The 16914-nt window shown below is 65.9% G+C and carries 15 protein-coding genes; 2 read left to right on the top strand and 13 right to left on the bottom strand.

The genetic code is table 11. The annotated features are described in order from the left end of the window. Positions 1-38 precede the first annotated feature (38 nt). The 13 genes from ACSQ25_RS06685 to ACSQ25_RS06625 all read right to left on the bottom strand — a co-directional run bounded on the left by ACSQ25_RS06685 (position 39) and on the right by ACSQ25_RS06625 (position 14965). Positions 39-326, bottom strand: a complete 288-nt coding sequence (locus ACSQ25_RS06685) for a hypothetical protein (protein ID WP_436104929.1) — start codon at positions 324-326, stop codon at positions 39-41. 111 nt (positions 327-437) lie between these two features. Then, on the bottom strand, positions 438-1235 hold the full coding sequence (gene trpA, locus ACSQ25_RS06680) for a tryptophan synthase subunit alpha (RefSeq protein ID WP_436104928.1): 798 nt from the start codon (positions 1233-1235) through the stop codon (positions 438-440). 45 nt (positions 1236-1280) lie between these two features. Further along, positions 1281-2522 (bottom strand): tryptophan synthase subunit beta, encoded by a 1242-nt coding sequence (trpB, locus tag ACSQ25_RS06675; protein WP_436104927.1) that lies wholly within the window; start codon positions 2520-2522, stop codon positions 1281-1283. Continuing rightward, on the bottom strand, positions 2506-3198 hold the full coding sequence (locus tag ACSQ25_RS06670) for a phosphoribosylanthranilate isomerase (RefSeq protein ID WP_436104926.1): 693 nt from the start codon (positions 3196-3198) through the stop codon (positions 2506-2508). Before ACSQ25_RS06670 ends, trpB begins: the two co-directional genes overlap by 17 nt. 8 nt (positions 3199-3206) lie before the next feature. Further along, positions 3207-4007, bottom strand: a complete 801-nt coding sequence (truA, locus tag ACSQ25_RS06665) for a tRNA pseudouridine(38-40) synthase TruA (RefSeq protein ID WP_436104925.1) — start codon at positions 4005-4007, stop codon at positions 3207-3209. After that, positions 4004-7069, bottom strand: coding sequence for a FimV/HubP family polar landmark protein (locus ACSQ25_RS06660; protein WP_436104924.1), 3066 nt, complete (start codon positions 7067-7069; stop codon positions 4004-4006). The genes truA and ACSQ25_RS06660 overlap by 4 nt, the downstream gene beginning before the upstream one ends. Positions 7070-7349: 280 nt before the next feature. Then, on the bottom strand, positions 7350-8477 hold the full coding sequence (asd, locus tag ACSQ25_RS06655) for an aspartate-semialdehyde dehydrogenase (RefSeq protein WP_436104923.1): 1128 nt from the start codon (positions 8475-8477) through the stop codon (positions 7350-7352). A gap of 25 nt (positions 8478-8502) precedes the next feature. Further along, positions 8503-9573, bottom strand: a complete 1071-nt coding sequence (gene leuB / locus ACSQ25_RS06650; RefSeq protein ID WP_436104922.1) for a 3-isopropylmalate dehydrogenase — start codon at positions 9571-9573, stop codon at positions 8503-8505. Between the two features lie 14 nt (positions 9574-9587). Next, on the bottom strand, positions 9588-10235 hold the full coding sequence (leuD, locus tag ACSQ25_RS06645) for a 3-isopropylmalate dehydratase small subunit (RefSeq protein WP_436104921.1): 648 nt from the start codon (positions 10233-10235) through the stop codon (positions 9588-9590). A gap of 28 nt (positions 10236-10263) precedes the next feature. Next, positions 10264-10386 (bottom strand): lipoprotein, encoded by a 123-nt coding sequence (locus tag ACSQ25_RS06640; RefSeq protein WP_436104920.1) that lies wholly within the window; start codon positions 10384-10386, stop codon positions 10264-10266. A gap of 40 nt (positions 10387-10426) precedes the next feature. Beyond that, entirely contained in the window at positions 10427-11827 is a 1401-nt protein-coding gene (gene leuC, locus ACSQ25_RS06635; protein ID WP_436104919.1) for a 3-isopropylmalate dehydratase large subunit, read from the bottom strand. 376 nt (positions 11828-12203) lie between these two features. Then, the gene (locus ACSQ25_RS06630) at positions 12204-14102 is read right to left on the bottom strand and encodes a chemotaxis protein CheA (protein ID WP_436104918.1); all 1899 of its coding nucleotides are present in this window, start codon (positions 14100-14102) and stop codon (positions 12204-12206) included. Next, entirely contained in the window at positions 14102-14965 is an 864-nt protein-coding gene (locus ACSQ25_RS06625) for a protein phosphatase CheZ (protein WP_436104917.1), read from the bottom strand. The genes ACSQ25_RS06630 and ACSQ25_RS06625 overlap by 1 nt, the downstream gene beginning before the upstream one ends. A gap of 385 nt (positions 14966-15350) precedes the next feature. Here ACSQ25_RS06625 and ACSQ25_RS06620 point away from each other — a divergent pair, with 385 nt between their 5' ends. Continuing rightward, positions 15351-15818, top strand: coding sequence for a universal stress protein (locus ACSQ25_RS06620; RefSeq protein ID WP_436104916.1), 468 nt, complete (start codon positions 15351-15353; stop codon positions 15816-15818). A gap of 97 nt (positions 15819-15915) precedes the next feature. Next, complete coding sequence (locus ACSQ25_RS06615; RefSeq protein WP_436104915.1) at positions 15916-16560, top strand: response regulator; 645 nt, start codon at positions 15916-15918, stop codon at positions 16558-16560. The last annotated feature ends 354 nt before the right edge of the window (positions 16561-16914 follow it).

The following is a 16914-nucleotide window of genomic DNA, read 5'->3' as shown; positions in this document are numbered from 1 at the left end:
TGACTGATCGGTGGCGGCAGACCCGCCACCAATGTGAATCAAGCCTTGGCACTGGTGCTGGACAATTCCTCGGTGCTGAATTCCAGGCCGCCAAGCCGCCGAGCTACCAGGTTATACAGCCAGGCCAGCAGGCCCGTGCAGAGGAAGGTGATCAGGCCGTAGATCAGCGGCGCAATCAGCAGCATCAGAATGGCCGAGCCAACGTTGCCGGCAAATACGCCGATCACCGCCATGACGGCGAGCACGGGCAGGGAAATCAGCATGTACAACACTGCCAGGACTTTGGCTGACTGGACTACGGATACATTCACGATCTGTTTTTTCATGGAGAGGTCCAAAAGATTGTTTATGGGAAACAACGAATCCAATGTACCGCCATGCCTGACAGGACAAGACGCGGCAGCACAAACCGCGTCTTGCGCGAAGGCAACCTTCGTTCAGGCGTCCAGGGCGCTGCGGATGCCCGCAGTGAAGGTCCGCACCGCTTCCACGGCCTGGTCCTTCGGCACGGACTCCAGCTCCTGGATGATGCGGCTGCCGATCACGACCGCGTCCGCCACTTCCGCCACTGCACGCGCCGTGGCGCCGTCGCGGATGCCGAAGCCGACGCCGATCGGCAGCTTGACGTGCTCACGGATCGCGGCCACGCGGCGCGCCACGTCAGCCGTGTCGATCGTGCCGGCGCCGGTGACGCCCTTCAGCGAGACGTAGTAGCTGAAGCCGCTGCCGTACTGCGCCACCTGCTGCACGCGCTTCGTGGTCGAAGTCGGGGCAAGCAGGAAAATCAGGTCGAGCTCGTTCGCGCGCATGGCTTCGGCGAAGGCCGCGCACTCCTCCGGCGGATAGTCGACCACGATCGCGCCGTCGGCACCGGCTTCGTTCGCGCAGCGGATGAAGTTGTCCGGGCCGATGCGCTCGATCGGGTTGGCGTAGCCCATCAGGACCACCGGCGTGCTGCTGTTCGTCTTGCGGAACTCGCGCACGAAATTGAAGACGTCCGGCAGGCCGATGTTGAACTTGAGTGCGCGCTCACAGGCGCGCTGGATCACCGGGCCTTCGGCCATCGGGTCGGAAAACGGGACGCCCAGTTCCAGGACGTCGGCGCCGCCCTCCACCAGGGCGTGCATGAGGGGCACGGTCAGTTCGGGGCCGGGGTCGCCGGCGGTGATGAAGGTGACGAGGCCGGTCTTGTTCTGCGCCTTGAGCGCGGCAAAGGTCGATGCGATACGGGACATGCTGTTCTTTCTAGTCGAGGTTCACGGAAGCTGCGAAAGGGATGGTCAGCTGAAATCCAGCCCCATCCTCTGCGCCACCGTGTGCATGTCCTTGTCGCCGCGGCCCGACAGGTTGACCAGGATGAGCTGATCCTTCGGCAGCGTGGCCGCCAGCTTCACCGCATAGGCGATCGCGTGCGAGGATTCCAGCGCCGGGATGATCCCCTCGATGCGGCAGCAGTCGTGGAAGGCCGCCAGCGCTTCCTCGTCCGTGATCGACACGTACTCGGCGCGCTTGATGTCCTTCAGCCAGGCGTGTTCCGGTCCCACGCCCGGATAATCCAGGCCGGCCGACACCGAATGCGTCTCGATGATCTGCCCGTTCTCATCCTGCAGCAGGTAGGTGCGGTTGCCGTGCAGGACACCCGGGATGCCGGCGCTCAGGGAGGCCGCATGCTTGCCCGTCTCGAGGCCCTCGCCCGCCGGCTCGACGCCGACCAGCTTGACGCCCGGCTCGTCGATGTAGGGGTAGAAGATGCCCATCGCATTCGAACCGCCGCCGACGCAGGCCAGCACGTAGTCCGGCTGGCGGCCGGTCATGGCCGGCATCTGCACGCGGCATTCCTCGCCGATCACCGACTGGAAGTCGCGCACCATCATCGGATAGGGGTGCGGACCGGCCACGGTGCCGATGATGTAGAAGGTGTTTTCGATGTTGGTGACCCAGTCGCGCATCGCTTCGTTGAGCGCGTCCTTCAGGGTCTTGGAGCCGGATTCCACCGGCACCACGGTCGCGCCCAGCAGTTTCATGCGGTAGACGTTCTGGGCCTGGCGCTTGACGTCTTCGCTGCCCATGTAGACCACGCACTCCATGCCGAAGCGCGCGCAGATGGTGGCCGTGGCCACGCCATGCTGGCCGGCGCCGGTTTCGGCGATGATGCGCTTCTTGCCCATGCGGCGCGCCAGCAGGGCCTGGCCGATCACGTTGTTGATCTTGTGCGCGCCGGTGTGGTTCAGGTCTTCGCGCTTGAAGAAGATCTGGGCGCCGCCGGTCTGCTCGGACCAGCGCTTCGCGTGGTACACCGGCGAGGGACGGCCAACGAAGTGGGCCAGCTCGTAGCGGAATTCCTCGAGGAATTCGGGGTCGTTCGCGTAGCGCGCGTAGGCTTCGTTCAGCTCGGCCAGGGCATGCGAGAGGGTCTCGGCGACGAAGCTGCCGCCGTAGGGGCCGAAGTGCCCGGTAGCGTCGGGCAGCTGGTAGTCAGGGGTCTGGAACAGCGGAGTGTTTCCGCTAGGACGATCTTTCATGATGGTTCTCACTCGATATGATGGCGTCGGCGGCCCGCACGGCGCCGACGAAGTCGGCAATCCTGCGGGCGTCCTTGATGCCCTTCTGCGCTTCGACGCCACTGCTGACGTCGACCGCGAACGGGCGAACACGTACGATCGCGTCAGTCGCGTTTTGTACGTTCAAGCCACCACTCAAAACGACCCGAGGCGCGAGCTCTTTTGGGACTAGAGACCAATCAAAAACCTTTCCTGCGCCGCCGTAGGCGTCCACCCAGGTGTCCAGCAGGAGGCCGGAGAACCAGGGACTGGCGGCGCGGTATGTGCGCTCATATTCTAGCAGTTCGTCCGGGCTCGTGTCCGGCCTGACGCGGAAGGCCCGCACGAAGGGACGCGATACCGCCGCGGCCAGCAGCGCGCATTCCTCGGCCGTTTCGTCGCCATGGAACTGGATCAGCGACAGCGGCGCGCCCTCGGCAACCGCCCTCAGCTCGTCCACCGTCGCGTTGACGAACAGCGCCACCGCGCTGACGTAGGGCGGCAGCGCCCTGCATAGCTCAGCGGCCTGGGCGGGCGTCACGTAGCGCGGGCTCTTCGGGTAGAACACGAAACCCAGGGCATCGGCGCCGGCAGTAACGGCCGCGCGCAGGTCTTCCTCGCGCGTGATGCCGCAAATCTTGATACGGGTGCGTTGCATGTCGATCCTTACAACCAGGGTAAAGGCGATGCCGGCTCTTGCGGCAATCCCCACTTGGGATCGTAATCGATTTTGGCCAGGTACAGGCCGTCCGGCATGAAGGTCGGCGCGGCGACGTCGCGCGAGCGGCTCTCCAGCACCTCTTTCATCCAGCCCGGTTCGTTGCGGCCGGTGCCCACGTAGATGAGCGAGCCGACGATGTTGCGCACCATGTGGTGGAGGAAGGCGCTGGCGCGCACCGTGAACACGATCACGTCGCCGTAGCGCCGGATGCTCACCTCGTGCATCTGCTTGACGGGAGAATTCGCCTGGCAGCCGGAGGCGCGGAAGGCCGAGAAATCGTGCTCGCCGATCAGGTGCTGTCCGGCTTCCACCATGCGCTCGACGTCGAGCGGGCGGAAGGTCCACCCTGCCCGCCCGGCCAGCAGCGCCGAGGGGTTCGGGTGGTTGTAGAGCACGTAGTGGTAGGTGCGCGAGCGCGCCGAGAAGCGCGCGTGGAACTCCAGGCCGTCGGCGTCGGGCTTGACCTCGTGCGCCCAACGCACCACGATCGACTCGGGCAGGAAGGCGTTCACGCCGCGCACCCAGCTCTGCATGGTGCGGTCGAGCTCCGTGTCGAAGTGGACTACCTGCTCGATGCCGTGCACGCCGGCGTCGGTGCGGCCGGCGCAGGTGGTTCCCAAGAACGTGCAGGCGAACTTCTCGAGGGCGATCTCGAGCCGGTCCTGGACCGTGTTGCGCGCCGGCTGCTTCTGGTAGCCGTTCCAGGCGGTGCCTACATACTGGACACCAAGTGCGATGCGCCTCACGCGAGCAGGGAGCGCATCGCGCTGGCCTTGCTCACCTGTTCGCTGCTGCCACCCTTGATGACTTCATCGAGCAACTCGCGCGCACCTTCCTTGTCGCCGATTTCCTGGTAGGCGATTGCGAGATCGAGCTTGGTTTCCATTTCCATGTGTTCGGGCGAGAGCGCGGCCGGCTCGAGCGCCTCGCCGGCTTCCGGCAGCGCCGCATCGGCAAGCGCAGGCTGTTCGAACGGGCTCAGGTCGAGGTCGATGTCGGCCAGGTCGAAGGACGGCTCGACCGGGGTCGGAGCGGCTTGTTCGGCCGGCGCGATCGCCGGGACTTCCGGCAGCGCGAACGGGTCGTCCTCGGTGGCCGGCGGCATGTCGAAGGCGAACGCTTCTTCCGCCGGTGCGGCCGCGGCGGCCGGCGGCGCGTCGAAATCGAAGGGCTCGACCGCCGGCTGGCCCAGGGTCGGCGCGGCGACCGGTTCGGCCGGGCTGCCGAAGTCCATGGTGTCGAGGTCGAACAGCGGGTCGTCCGCGCCGAGCGCCGGGTTTGACACCGGCGCGCCGAGGATCGCCGGCACCTCTTCGTGGAACGGGGTCGCCTCGGCCACGGCGGCCGGCTGCGCCGGGGTCGCCGGCAAGCCGAAGTCCATGGTGTCGAGGTCGAACAGCGGATCGTGTTCCGCAGCCGCAGCGGCAGGCGGCACGGCGTCTTCGTCCACCGCCGGCAGCGGCGGCAGGTCGAATTCCGCGGCCAGTCCGGCCATGTCGACCGGCGACATCGCCGGTACCGCATCACGGACCTCGGGCTGCGCGGCAGCTTCCGGTTCGCCGAAGTTCATGTCGAAGGCGAGATCGAAGGGTTCTTCCGAGGCCGGCGCCGGCGCGGCGGTGACGTCGGCCGGCGTGACCGGATCAAGCGCGAAGTCGAGCTCCGGAACGGCAGTCTCGTCCTGTGCGGCGTCCGGGCCCGTCATGGCGATCGGCTCGCCGCTGGCGACCGGCTCGAAGCTCAGGCCGCCGAGGTCGAAGTCGAGCGAGTTGTCATCGGTACGCTGCTCGGCCACGGCTTCGGCCACCGGCACGGCGGTCGCGTCCTGCTCGTCGTGGTCCAGCGCGGCATAGGCAGCGCCAGCCATGGCGCCTGCGCCGAGGGCTGCGGCCGGAGCGCCGGATGCGCCGCCCGAGCGGAAGGAAGCCTCCAGCTGCTGCGACAGCAGCGACTGCTGGTCGCGTTCCTGCGGGCTCGGGGCCGGTGCCACCGGCGCGGCGCTGGCCGCGCTCGCGTACAGCGGATTGCTCGGGTCGATGCTCAGGCCGAGCGCCGCGGCCTGGGTCCATTCGTCGCCATGGCCGCGCGTCAGGCCATACAGCTCGCCGGCCTGGGTTTCGAAGGCGCGCAGGTCCTTGCGCGCCGCGTAGATCTCGAGCAGCTTCAGGCGCACCGGATGGCGCTCGGGATGGGTACGCAGCGCTTCCTTCAGGATCTCTTCGGCCTGGGCGTCACGGCCGTAGGCGATGTAGACGTCGGCTTCCGCGACCGGATCGACTTCATTGGTGTCGAGCTGCGAGGCCGACGGCGCGAAGCTGGAATTGAACACGCTGTTGCTGGTATCGACGCTCTGGCCGCCCGCTTCCGCGAACAGCGAGTGCGCAGCCTTGGTCGGCACGCCCATCACCGAGGGCTCGACGATCACGGTCTTGGGATCTTCCTTCTTTTGCTTCTTGCGGCGCTGCGAGATGCCCAGCGCGGCCAGCAGCAGGATGAGGGCGCCGCCCGCGACGACGTTGATGTTGTCCATCAGCGTGTCGGCGAAGCCCTTCTCTTCCGGCTGGGCCGGCGCCGGGGTCTTCGGCTTGGGCTGCGCGGCCGGCTTGGCCGGCGGGACTGCCGCGGTACCGGCGGCAGCGCCGGCGGCGCCGGCGGCGGCCGTGTTCTGTACGTCGCTGCCGGAACGGCTCTTCACCGTCATCAGCTGTTCGAGCTCGTTGACGTTCTTTTCGAGTTCCTTGACGCGGGCCTGGGCCTGCTCCAGTTCGCGTTCGCGCGCGATGGCGTCTTCGGCGTTCGCGGTCGCGCCGCCCGCGCCGGCGGCGGCCTGGGTGGCTTTCGACAGGCGCAGCTGATCCTGCGATTCGTTGGCGGCGGTCGGGCGTTCCTCGACCTTGGCGGTGATCTTGCCGGCCGCGCTCTGGCCGGCCTGCGGCGTGCGCTGCGGGGCGGCGTTGGCCACCTGGCCCGCCAGCTTGTTGCGGTAGGCGTTGAAGTCGGCCGCATGCGCGACCACGACGCCGCGCGCCTCGGCGTCAGCGGTCCCGCGCAGGGCATCCGAGTCCGGCACCGACAGGATCTGGCCCGACTTCAGGCGGTTCATGTTGTTGCCGATAAAGGCGTCCGGATTGGCGCGGTACAGCGCCACCAGCATCATGTCGAGCGAGATGTCGGCCGGCTTGAGCTTGGCCGCGATCTTGCCCAGGGTGTCGCCCTGGCGCACGCGGTAGCTCGACGGGGTGTCGACGGCTGCCGCACGCGGCGCCGGCGCTTCACGGCGAGCCGGCTCGGCCTGCGGCTGCTGGGCAGCCGGCTGGACGGCGGCGGGCTGGGGCGCGGCCGCGCGCGGCTGGACCGCCGGCGTTGCCGGGCGGGTTTCCGCCGCCGCCTGGGCCGACTGGGTGCTGCGCAGTTCGGCCGGGTCGAGCAGGAAGGTGTACTCGCGCACCAGGCGGCCGTTGTTCCAGGACAGCTCGAGCAGCATGTCCACGAAAGGCTCGTTCAGCGGCTGGGTCGAGCTCACGCGGATGAACTGGCGGCCGGCGCGCTGCTCGACGTTGAAGCGCAGCGACAGCAGCGCCGGGTTGAATTCGATGTTCGCCGCGCGGAAAGCTTCCGTAGAGGCCAGTTTCACTGCCAGGCTGGAGGCATCTTCGCCGGCGGTCGTCGTCAGTTCGATCTCGGCGCGCAAGGGCTGGCCGAGTGCCGACAACACCGTCAGTTTCCCGAGGCCAGCAGCGTGAGCGGCGGACGACAGGAGCACGGCGCTGGCCACGGCCGCGGTGACTGATTTCAGCGCAAATGCCATGAGCGGAGGACGTTGAGGAAGATGCATAGTTCGCAGTGAAAGAAGTTGGCCAGGGGAAAGACAATTCCCGGGAGTCTCAACATATCATCATGCTCTGGAGCATGCAAGCTTCCGGCGCACACTGGGCGCGCAGTTGGAGAGGATGTGTGGCCAGAATGACCGATGCGGAGGGAATTTAATAGCGATTGGTCACAAGCGCTTAGCAATTTTGCAGGAGGTGTGGCAAGCCTGCCAACATGACCGAATACGGGGCCGGCTGCCAGGCCGGCCCCGACTATGCTTACTTGTCCAGCACGATGCGCAGCATGCGGCGCAGCGGCTCGGCGGCGCCCCACAGCAGTTGGTCGCCGACAGTGAAGGCCGACAGGTAATCGCCACCCATGGCCAGCTTGCGCAGGCGGCCGACCGGGATGCCCAGGCCGCCGGTGACGGCTGCCGGCGACAGGTCGCGCATCGAGGCTTCGCGGGTGTTCGGCACCACCTTCACCCACTGGTTGTGCGAGGCGATGATGTCGTTGATCTCATCCAGCGGCACGTCCTTGGTCAGCTTGATGGTCAGCGCCTGCGAATGGCAGCGCATCGCGCCGATGCGCACGCACAGGCCGTCCACCGGAATCGCCTTGGTATTGAAGCCTTCGCCGCGGCCGAGGATCTTGTTGGTCTCGGCGCCGGCCTTCCACTCTTCCTTCGACTGGCCGTTGCCCAGGTCCTTGTCGATCCAGGGGATCAGGTTGCCGGCCAGCGGCACGCCGAACTGCTTGGTCTCGTCCGCCGACAGGCCATGCTGGGTGGCCAGCACGGTGCGGTCGATCTCGAGGATGGCCGAGGCCGGGTCGTCCAGCAGCGGCTTGACGGCGCCGTTGATGGTGCCGAACTGGGTCAGCAGTTCGCGCATGTGCTGGGCGCCGCCACCCGATGCCGCCTGGTAGGTCATCGAGGTCATCCACTCGACCAGGCCCTGCTCGAACAGGCCGCCCAGGCCGATCAGCATGCAGGACACGGTGCAGTTACCGCCGATGAAGTTCTTCACGCCGCGCGACATGGCGTTCTTGATGACTTCCTTGTTGACCGGATCCAGCACGATGACGGCGTCGTCGTTCATGCGCAGGGTCGAGGCGGCGTCGATCCAGTAGCCGTTCCAGCCGCTGGCGCGCAGTTTCGGGAAGATCTCGGAGGTGTAGTCGCCGCCCTGGCAGGAGATGATGATCTCGCACTTCGACAGTTCGGCGATGTCGCTCGCGCTCTTCAGCGTGGTTTCGTTCTTCGCCATCTTCGGCGCGGCGCCGCCCGGGTTCGAGGTGGTGAAGAACACCGGCTCGATGTGGTCGAAATCGCCCTCTTCCTGCATGCGCTGCATCAGGACCGAGCCCACCATGCCGCGCCAACCTACCAGGCCTACGAGTTTCATGTTATTTCCCTTGGAATGTTCAAAATTATTGGAGGGCCGCAACTACGGCGTTGCCCATCTCTTCGGTACCGACCTTGCTGGTACCTGCCTCATAAATGTCGGGGGTGCGCAGGCCCTGGGCCAGCACGCGCTTGACCGCGTTCTCGATGCGGTCGGCCTGCTCGGTACGCCCAAACGTAAAGCGCAGCATCATCGCGGCGGACAGGATGGTCGCCAGCGGATTGGCCACGCCCTGGCCCGCGATGTCGGGCGCCGAACCATGCGAAGGCTCGTACAGGCCCTTGTTGTTCGCGTCGAGCGAAGCCGAGGGCAGCATGCCGATCGAACCGGTCAGCATGGCGGCGGCGTCCGACAGGATGTCGCCGAACATGTTGCCGGTGACGATGACGTCGAACTTCTTCGGCGCCCGCACCAGCTGCATGGCGGCGTTATCGACGTACATGTGCTCGAGCTCGACGTCCTGGTACTCCTTGTGCACCTCGGTGACGATGTCGCGCCAGAACTGGAAGGTTTCCAGCACATTGGCCTTGTCGACGCTGGTCACGCGGCGGTCGCGCTTGCGCGCGGCCTGGAAGGCCACGTGGGCGATGCGGCGGATCTCGCCTTCGGCATAGCGCATGGTGTCGAAACCTTCGCGCTGGCCCGCAAACGGCCCGTCCGGGCATTCACGCACGCCGCGCGGCTTGCCGAAATAGATGTCGCCGGTGAGCTCGCGGATGATCAGGATGTCCAGGCCGGACACGACTTCGGGTTTGAGCGTCGAGGCGCCGGCAAGTTCCGGATACAGGATGGCCGGACGCAGGTTGGCGAACAGGCCGAGCTCCTTGCGCAGGCCCAGGATGGCCTGCTCGGGACGCAGCGCGCGCTCGAGCGTGTCGTACTTGTAGTCGCCGACGGCGCCGAACAGCACCGCGTCGGCTTCCTTCGCCAGCTTCAGGGTGCCTTCCGGCAGCGGGTGCCCGTGGGCCGCGTAGCCGGCGCCGCCGACCTGTGCGGTTTCCATCTCGAAGGGTTCACCGAGGGCGTTCAGGACCTTGACCGCCTGGGCCATGATCTCCGGGCCGATGCCGTCACCCGGCAGGATTGCGATTTTCATGCGGTCTCTCTCGTTCAGATGGTATTCGCCAGCCAGGGCTGGGCAGCCAGGTGGCCTTGTTCGAAGGTGCGGATGTCCTCGGCGTGGCGCAGGGTCAGGCCGATGTCGTCCAGGCCGTTCAGCAGGCAGTACTTGCGGAAGTCGTCGATCGCGAAGCCGTAGGAGATGCTGCCGTCGGCGCTGCCGATACGCTGCTTTTCCAGATCGACCACCAGCTTGAAGCCGGGCGTGCTGTCCACCGCCTTGAACAGGCCGTCCACCTCTTCTTCGGACAAGACGATCGGCAGCAGGCCGCTCTTGTAGCAGTTGTTGAAGAAGATGTCGGCGAAGCTCGGCGCCACGATGGCGCGGAAGCCGAACTGCTGCAGGGCCCAGGGCGCGTGCTCGCGCGAAGAGCCGCAGCCGAAGTTCTTGCGGGCCAGCAGGATCGAGGCGCCCGCGTAGCGCGGCTGGTTCAGCACGAAGTCCGGGTTCACCGGGCGGCTGCTGCAATCCTGGCCCGGCTCGCCGTGGTCCAGGTAGCGCCACTCGTCGAACAGGTTCGGGCCGAAGCCGGTGCGGCGGATCGATTTCAGGAACTGCTTCGGAATGATGGCGTCGGTGTCGACGTTGGCGCGGTCGAGCGGCGCCACCAGTCCTTCGTGTACGGTGAATTTGTCCATGTCGCTCCGGCTCCTTATTATTGAATTGTTATTTGCCGCCGGCGCCGGTGACGACCTGGCCAACCTTCTGCACATCGCGGCCGATGCCGGAGATGGTGTTGCAGCCTGCCAGGGTGAGAGCGACGAGTGCGAGGGCGATGACTTTCTTCATGATGTTTCCTGTTGTTACGGGTTAAAGCGGTATTAACGCATCAGAGTGCGCGTACGTCGACAAAGTGGCCGGCGATTCCTGCCGCCGCCGCCATCGCGGGCGACACCAGGTGGGTGCGGCCGCCCTGCCCCTGGCGTCCCTCGAAGTTGCGGTTCGAGGTCGAGGCGCAGCGCTCGCCCGGTTCCAGGCGGTCGGCATTCATCGCCAGGCACATCGAGCAGCCCGGCTCGCGCCATTCGAAGCCGGCGTCGACGAAGATGCGGTCCAGTCCTTCGCGCTCGGCCTGTTCCTTGACCAGGCCCGAGCCCGGCACGACCATCGCCAGCTTGACGTTGGGCGCGCGCTGGCGGCCGCGCACGACCTCGGCGGCGGCGCGCAGGTCTTCGATGCGCGAATTGGTGCAGGAACCGATGAAGACCTTGTCGATTTTAATCTGGTCGATCGGGGTGTTCGGCGCCAGGTCCATGTAGGCCAGCGCCTTTTCGATGGCGCCGCGGCGCACCGCGTCGGCCTCGTCGCGCGGGTCCGGCACGCGGCCGTCGACCGAGGTCACCATCTCGGGCGAGGTGCCCCAGGTGACCTGCGGGCGAATGTCCGATGCATCGAGCGTGACGACGGTATCGAAGCTTGCGCCTTCGTCCGAATGCAGGCTGCGCCAATAGGCGACGGCCTGCTCCCACTGCTCGCCCTTGGGCGAGAACGGGCGGCCCTTCACGTAGTCGATGGTGGTGTCGTCCACCGCGACCATGCCGGCGCGTGCGCCCGCTTCGATCGCCATGTTACAGACCGTCATGCGGCCTTCCATCGACAGCGCGCGGATGGTCGAGCCGCCGAATTCGATGGCGTAGCCGGTGCCGCCGGCGGTGCCGATCTTGCCGATCACGGCCAGCACGATGTCCTTGGCGGTGACGCCCGGCGGCAGCTCGCCGTCGACCTGGACCAGCATCGACTTCGACTTCTTGGCCAGCAGGGTCTGGGTGGCCAGCACGTGCTCGACTTCCGAGGTGCCGATGCCGTGCGCCAGGCAGCCGAAGGCGCCGTGGGTCGAGGTGTGCGAGTCGCCGCAGACCACCGTCATGCCGGGCAGCGTGGCGCCCTGCTCCGGGCCGATCACGTGGACGATGCCCTGGCGCTTGTCGTTCATGTTGAAGTAGGTGAGGCCGAAGCTCTTCGCATTGGCGTCCAGGGTCTCGACCTGCAGGCGCGAGGTCGGGTCGGCGATGCCGTGGGCACGGTCGGTGGTCGGCACGTTGTGGTCTGCCACCGCCAGGTTGGCCGAGGTGCGCCATAGTCCGCGGCCGGCCTCGCGCAGACCCTCGAAGGCTTGCGGGCTGGTGACTTCGTGCACCAGGTGGCGGTCGATGTAGAGGACTGTGGTGCCATCAGCGTCGGCACGCACGACATGGGAATCCCAGAGTTTGTCGTAGAGCGTTTTTTGCATGGTCTATCCGGTGAGCGCGGTACCCCTTATGCGGGGACGGTTTTTGATTATGCCATAATTGTGCACTGCCGCACCAAGCCGGGGCAACGCATTTTTCTGCCAATAAACGAAATTTCCGGCAAATGTTATTTGCATAGACAAGTCAGTATGCAAATAAAAAAAGCCTGAGCGGGCTTGCTCAGGCTTTTGTATGCGCTTTTGCCACAGAGCGGAAACAATCGTTCGATTGCGCACTGCGGTAACTACTTACGTGACTGCAGTTGTAGGGTGGGCGGCTATGCCGCCCGCGCGTTCAATCACCGATGATCAGTGTCGCGGCTGACCAAAAGCTGGTTGAACGCGCGGGCGGGAGACCCGCCCACCCTACGAAAAATCGTTACGCGGCGAGGCGCACGTTGCTGCGGCAGCCATCCATCAGGAAGGACAGGCCGACCACCAGCACCAGTTCGCCCTCGGCCGAACGCGCGGTACCGGTGATGCCCTCGACCGACAGCGCGGTCATCGGCTTGATCACCAGGTCGGCCGTGCCGTCCACCGCTTCCACCGCCAGGATGTAGGGCTGCGGGGCGTTGATGACGATGCCGACGCGCTCGGAGCAGGCTTCGTAGCCCAGCGCCAGCGCCAGCGAACGCACCGGCAGCGGACGGCCCTGGTCCTTCAGCACCGGGGCGCCGCCCACGCACTGGAACTCTTCCGGCAGCTCGACCACGCGCTCGACGACGGCCATCGGCAGCGCCAGCGAGGCGCTCGAGGTCGACACCAGCATGGTCGGGACGATCGACAGTTCGATCGGCAGACGGATCGCGAAGCGCGTGCCCGCGCCCAGCTGCGACTCAATGCGGATCGCGCCGCGGTTCTTCTCGACCGCGGTCTTGACCACGTCCATGCCCACGCCGCGGCCCGAGACCGAGGAAGCCACTTCCTTGGTCGAGAAGCCCGGCAGGAACACCAGCTGGTAGGCGTCGTCGTCGTTCGGGGCGCCATTCTCGCCGATCAGGCCCTTGTCGATCGCCTTCTTGCGCAGCCTGACCGGATCCATGCCTTTGCCGTCGTCCTGCAGCACGATCATGACGCTGTTGGCTTCCTGCCAGGCTTTCAGCAGGATGAAGGCCTTGGCCGGCTTGCCGGCGGCGACGCGCTCTTCCGGCGACTCGACACCGTGGTCGAGCGCATTGCGCAGCATGTGCACCAGCGGGTCGTACAGGCTGTCCACCACGACGCGGTCGACTTCGGTCTCGGCGCCTTCGATGGTCAGCTCGACGTCCTTGCCGAGGTCCTTGGCCAGCTCGCGCACCAGGCGCGGGAATTTCTGGAACAGGCGGCCCACCGGCTGCATGCGGGTCGCCAGCGTGGCGCGCTGCAGTTCGGCCGAGTAGCGCGAGGCGCGTTCCAGGGTCTCGGTGAGCGTCGCCATCAGGGCGGCGGCCGGACCTTCGAACTTGAACTGCTGCAGGCGCTCGAGCAGCACGGCGGCCTGGTTGGCGGCCTGCACCGACTCGCCCGCCACTTCCAGCAGCGCGTCCAGCTTGACCGCATCGATACGGATGCTTTCGTCCTTGGCCGGCGCCGCGGCGGCGCGCGCATCGGCGACCTTGTCGTTCGAACGGCGGTCGACGCCGTCCCAGCCCGAGGCCCTGGCGGCGGGCGCGGCGTCGGCGGCGGCCGGGGCCACTGCGGCTGGCGCAGGGGCCGCTGCGGCGGAAGCCGCTCCTGCCGCGATCGCGGCGCTGGCCGGTACCACGGCGTTGTACATGGCGACCCAGTCGAGGCCATCATCGCTGGCGGCCGGGGCCGGAGCGGCGGCGACCGGCGCAGCGCTTGGCGCCGCTGCAGCGGCTGCAGGAGCAGCAGCAAGCGGAGCCGGTACGGCCGGTGCTGCGCTTGGCGTGCCCTTGCCTTCGATCGCATCCGTCAGGATGCGCTCGAGCGCTTCCGGCATCGACGCCAGGCCTTCCGGCGGCGTGCCGTTGTTCAGGTCATTCAGCTGGTCGGCCACGAAGCCCGAGGCCTCGAGCGCCGCTTCGATCGCGAGCGGGGTCACCGGCGCGGCGCCGGTGCGCAGTGCGTCGAACAGGTTTTCGGTCAGGTGGCAGGCCGCGACCAGCGCGGGCAGGCCCATGAAGCCGGCGCCGCCCTTGATCGTGTGGAAGGAGCGGAACACCGCATTCAGCGTTTCCTTGTTGTCCGGATCGCGTTCGAGGCGCAGCAAATGTTCTTCAACATTCACCGCAAGGTCCATCGCCTCGACGACGAAGTCCTTGAGCATATCGTCCATTAGAATCCCAGATCGGCCAGAAGATCGTCAACGTTGTCCTGGTTCAGCGCCGTATCCGGCACCGACGGGCCCTGCATCAGCGGCACTTCGACCGGCGGAGTTTCCTTCTTCGCCAGCTTTTCCTTCAGGTCGGCCGGCGCGTGGTCGCGCAGCAGCTGCGCCAGTTCCTGCTCGACGGTCTGGGTGATCTTCACCACTTTCTTGATCAGCTGGCCGGTGATGTCCTGGAAGTCCTGGGCCATCATGATCTCGAGCAGGCGCGCCTTCTCGGCTTCGGTCGCTTCGTTCACGCTGGCCGCGAACTGGCGCGAGTCGCCGGCCAGGGCCTTGAACTCGTCCAGGCTCAGCTTGCCCGAGAACAGGTCGCCCCAGCGGTTTTCCATGTCCTTGGCCTGCTTCGACAGCAGGTCCTGGGCCGGCATGCCGTCGTCCAGGGTGTTCAGCACCTTGTTGGCGGCCTGTTCGGTCAGGGTGGCGACGTATTCCAGACGGTCCTGGGCATCGACGATGGCCGACGAGGCCTCGGTCAGCGCCTTGTCGTAGCCGAGTTCGCGCAGCGAATCGTGCAGCAGGCGCACGATGCCGCCGAGGCGCTCGAACATGGCGTGCTCGCCGTCACCCGCCACGGCGCCCGCAGCCGGCACGGCGACAACCGCAGCCGCCGGTGCTGCCGCGGCGGCGATGGCCGGGGCGCTCGATGCGGCCACTTGGTCGAACAGGGACTCGAGGTCGTCTTCGTCGGCTGCGGCTGCGGCAGGCGCGGGCGCCGGCTCGGCCACCGGTGCCGGGGCAGCCGGAGCGCTGGCGCGCTGGGCCGCCACTTCCTCGAATAGTGCGTCGAAATCGTCAGCGGCGTCGGTCATAATCCCTGCTTCTCCATGGTGTCTTTAAGTGCGCAATGAGCGTTTCAATTCGGTGTTTACTGCATCCATCCGGGCGCGCACGGGCGCCATGCAGGATGGTTCAAGTCTGCATGGAAGTTTAGCAGCGTGGTTGCCGTAGGTAAATCTCGGAGAAGGAGTCGCAACAAAATGGACAGCGAAACTTAATTCCGCGACAATTAAATGCAGCGGTTCCTGAATATTTACACAAGGGAGGTGTTGTTTTTCGTAACGTGATGACCCCATCGGTGTACTGTTGCACTGAATTAAGGGTCTGAAGTTTGATCGAGCTCAACAGTTTGCGTTCTTGCAATCGCCGCCACGTCCCGGACGCCCCAGAATGGCGTGGCCATTGGAGGAGTCAACCATGTACCGCAAAATCCTGATCACCACCGACGGCTCGGCCGTGTCGCAGCATACGGCCTGCGCCGGCGTCAAATTCGCGCAACAGATGGGCGCCGAAGTGCTGGCCCTGTTCGTCGCTCCCGACTACCAGTATCCCGTGTACGTGGAAATCATTCCACCCTCCTACCCGAGCGAAGAGGAATACATCGCGCAGATGCGCCGCATGGGCGAGGAGTACATGGGCAAGATCATGCGTTCCTGCGCCGGCGCCGGCCTGAAGCATGCCTGCATGACCGCGTTTTCCGACGCCGCGGCCCTGAAGATCGTCGACGTCGCCGAGCAGGAAGGCTGCGACCTGATCTTCATGGGCTCGCATGGCCGCAGCGGCTGGGGCCAGTTGCTGCTGGGCAGCGTGACCAACAAGGTGCTGTCGCACACGACCAAGCCGGTCCTGGTGCACCGCCTGATCAGCGAGCCGGCGCCCGCGTGAAGCGCCGGACGGCTGGTGAGAAAGCACGACAAATGCCGTTGGCGTCCTGTGTTAGCCTGAATCGTTCATTGTCGCTTTCACCCCGAAGGATGGTTTTATGATTCGCATCGTAATTGCTGACGACCACACCATCATGCGCGAAGGACTCAAGCGCATCCTCGACGGTGCGTCGGATATCGAGATCGCCGGAGAAGCGACCAACGGCTTCGAAGTCCTGGCCCAGGTTCGCCAGGGCGGCTTCGACCTGCTGCTGCTCGACCTGTCGATGCCGGGCCGCAGCGGCGTCGACCTGATCCGCCAGGTCCGCAGCGAAGCGCCCAAGCTGGCGATCCTGATCCTGACCATGCACGAGGAAGAGCAGTATGCGGTGCGGGCCATCCGCGCCGGCGCCCAAGGCTATCTCACCAAGGAGAGCGCGGGCACCCAGCTGGTCGGCGCCATCCGCAAGGTGGCCTCGGGGCGCCCTTATATCAGTACCGAAGTCGCCGAACAGCTGGCCCTGAACATCATGGCGCCGAACGAACAGCTCCTGCACAAACAACTGTCGGACCGCGAATTCGAGGTGTTTTCGCTACTCGTCGGTGGGAAATCGATTACCGAGATCGCGAATAATCTGCATCTGTCGGTCAAGACGGTCAGCACCCACAAGACCCGCATCATGCAGAAGATGGGCATGTCCTCGCTGTCGGAAATGGTCCAGTACGCCGTTGCACATCGACTACTGTCCCCAATGAAAGCTTAAGACGATTTAGACACCCCACGGGCGATTTTGTGCCCGCCAGCGCCCTCCCCCAGGCGCTTTGCCTGCCTGGCATCATCCCTTTTCCTATAGCACCGGCCTGGCCCTTCCCTCTGTAGCAAACGCTGTGTGTCGGAGTATTCCTACAAGCCGACGATCTCTCCTACCTACATATTCAGCCATCGCTGATATCCGTGCCGGACTCGTGTTGGCATACTGAATTCAGCGTTTCGACTTGCTTGCGATCCAAGTCCCAGCGTGAGCCAGCCTGCAGCGGGGTCTTCCTCCACAGCGCCGGTTGCCTGCTCCGCCCTGTGGTCGCCGCCTGAAACCCTGAGTCTTTCACCTGGAGATGAG

It is taken from the genome of Massilia sp. LjRoot122, assembly GCF_964252725.1.
In the GTDB taxonomy this organism is placed as follows: Bacteria; Pseudomonadota; Gammaproteobacteria; order Burkholderiales; family Burkholderiaceae_D; genus Telluria.
The sequence above is the reverse complement of the archived record's forward strand: the minus strand, read 5'-3'. Positions and strand labels throughout refer to the sequence as shown.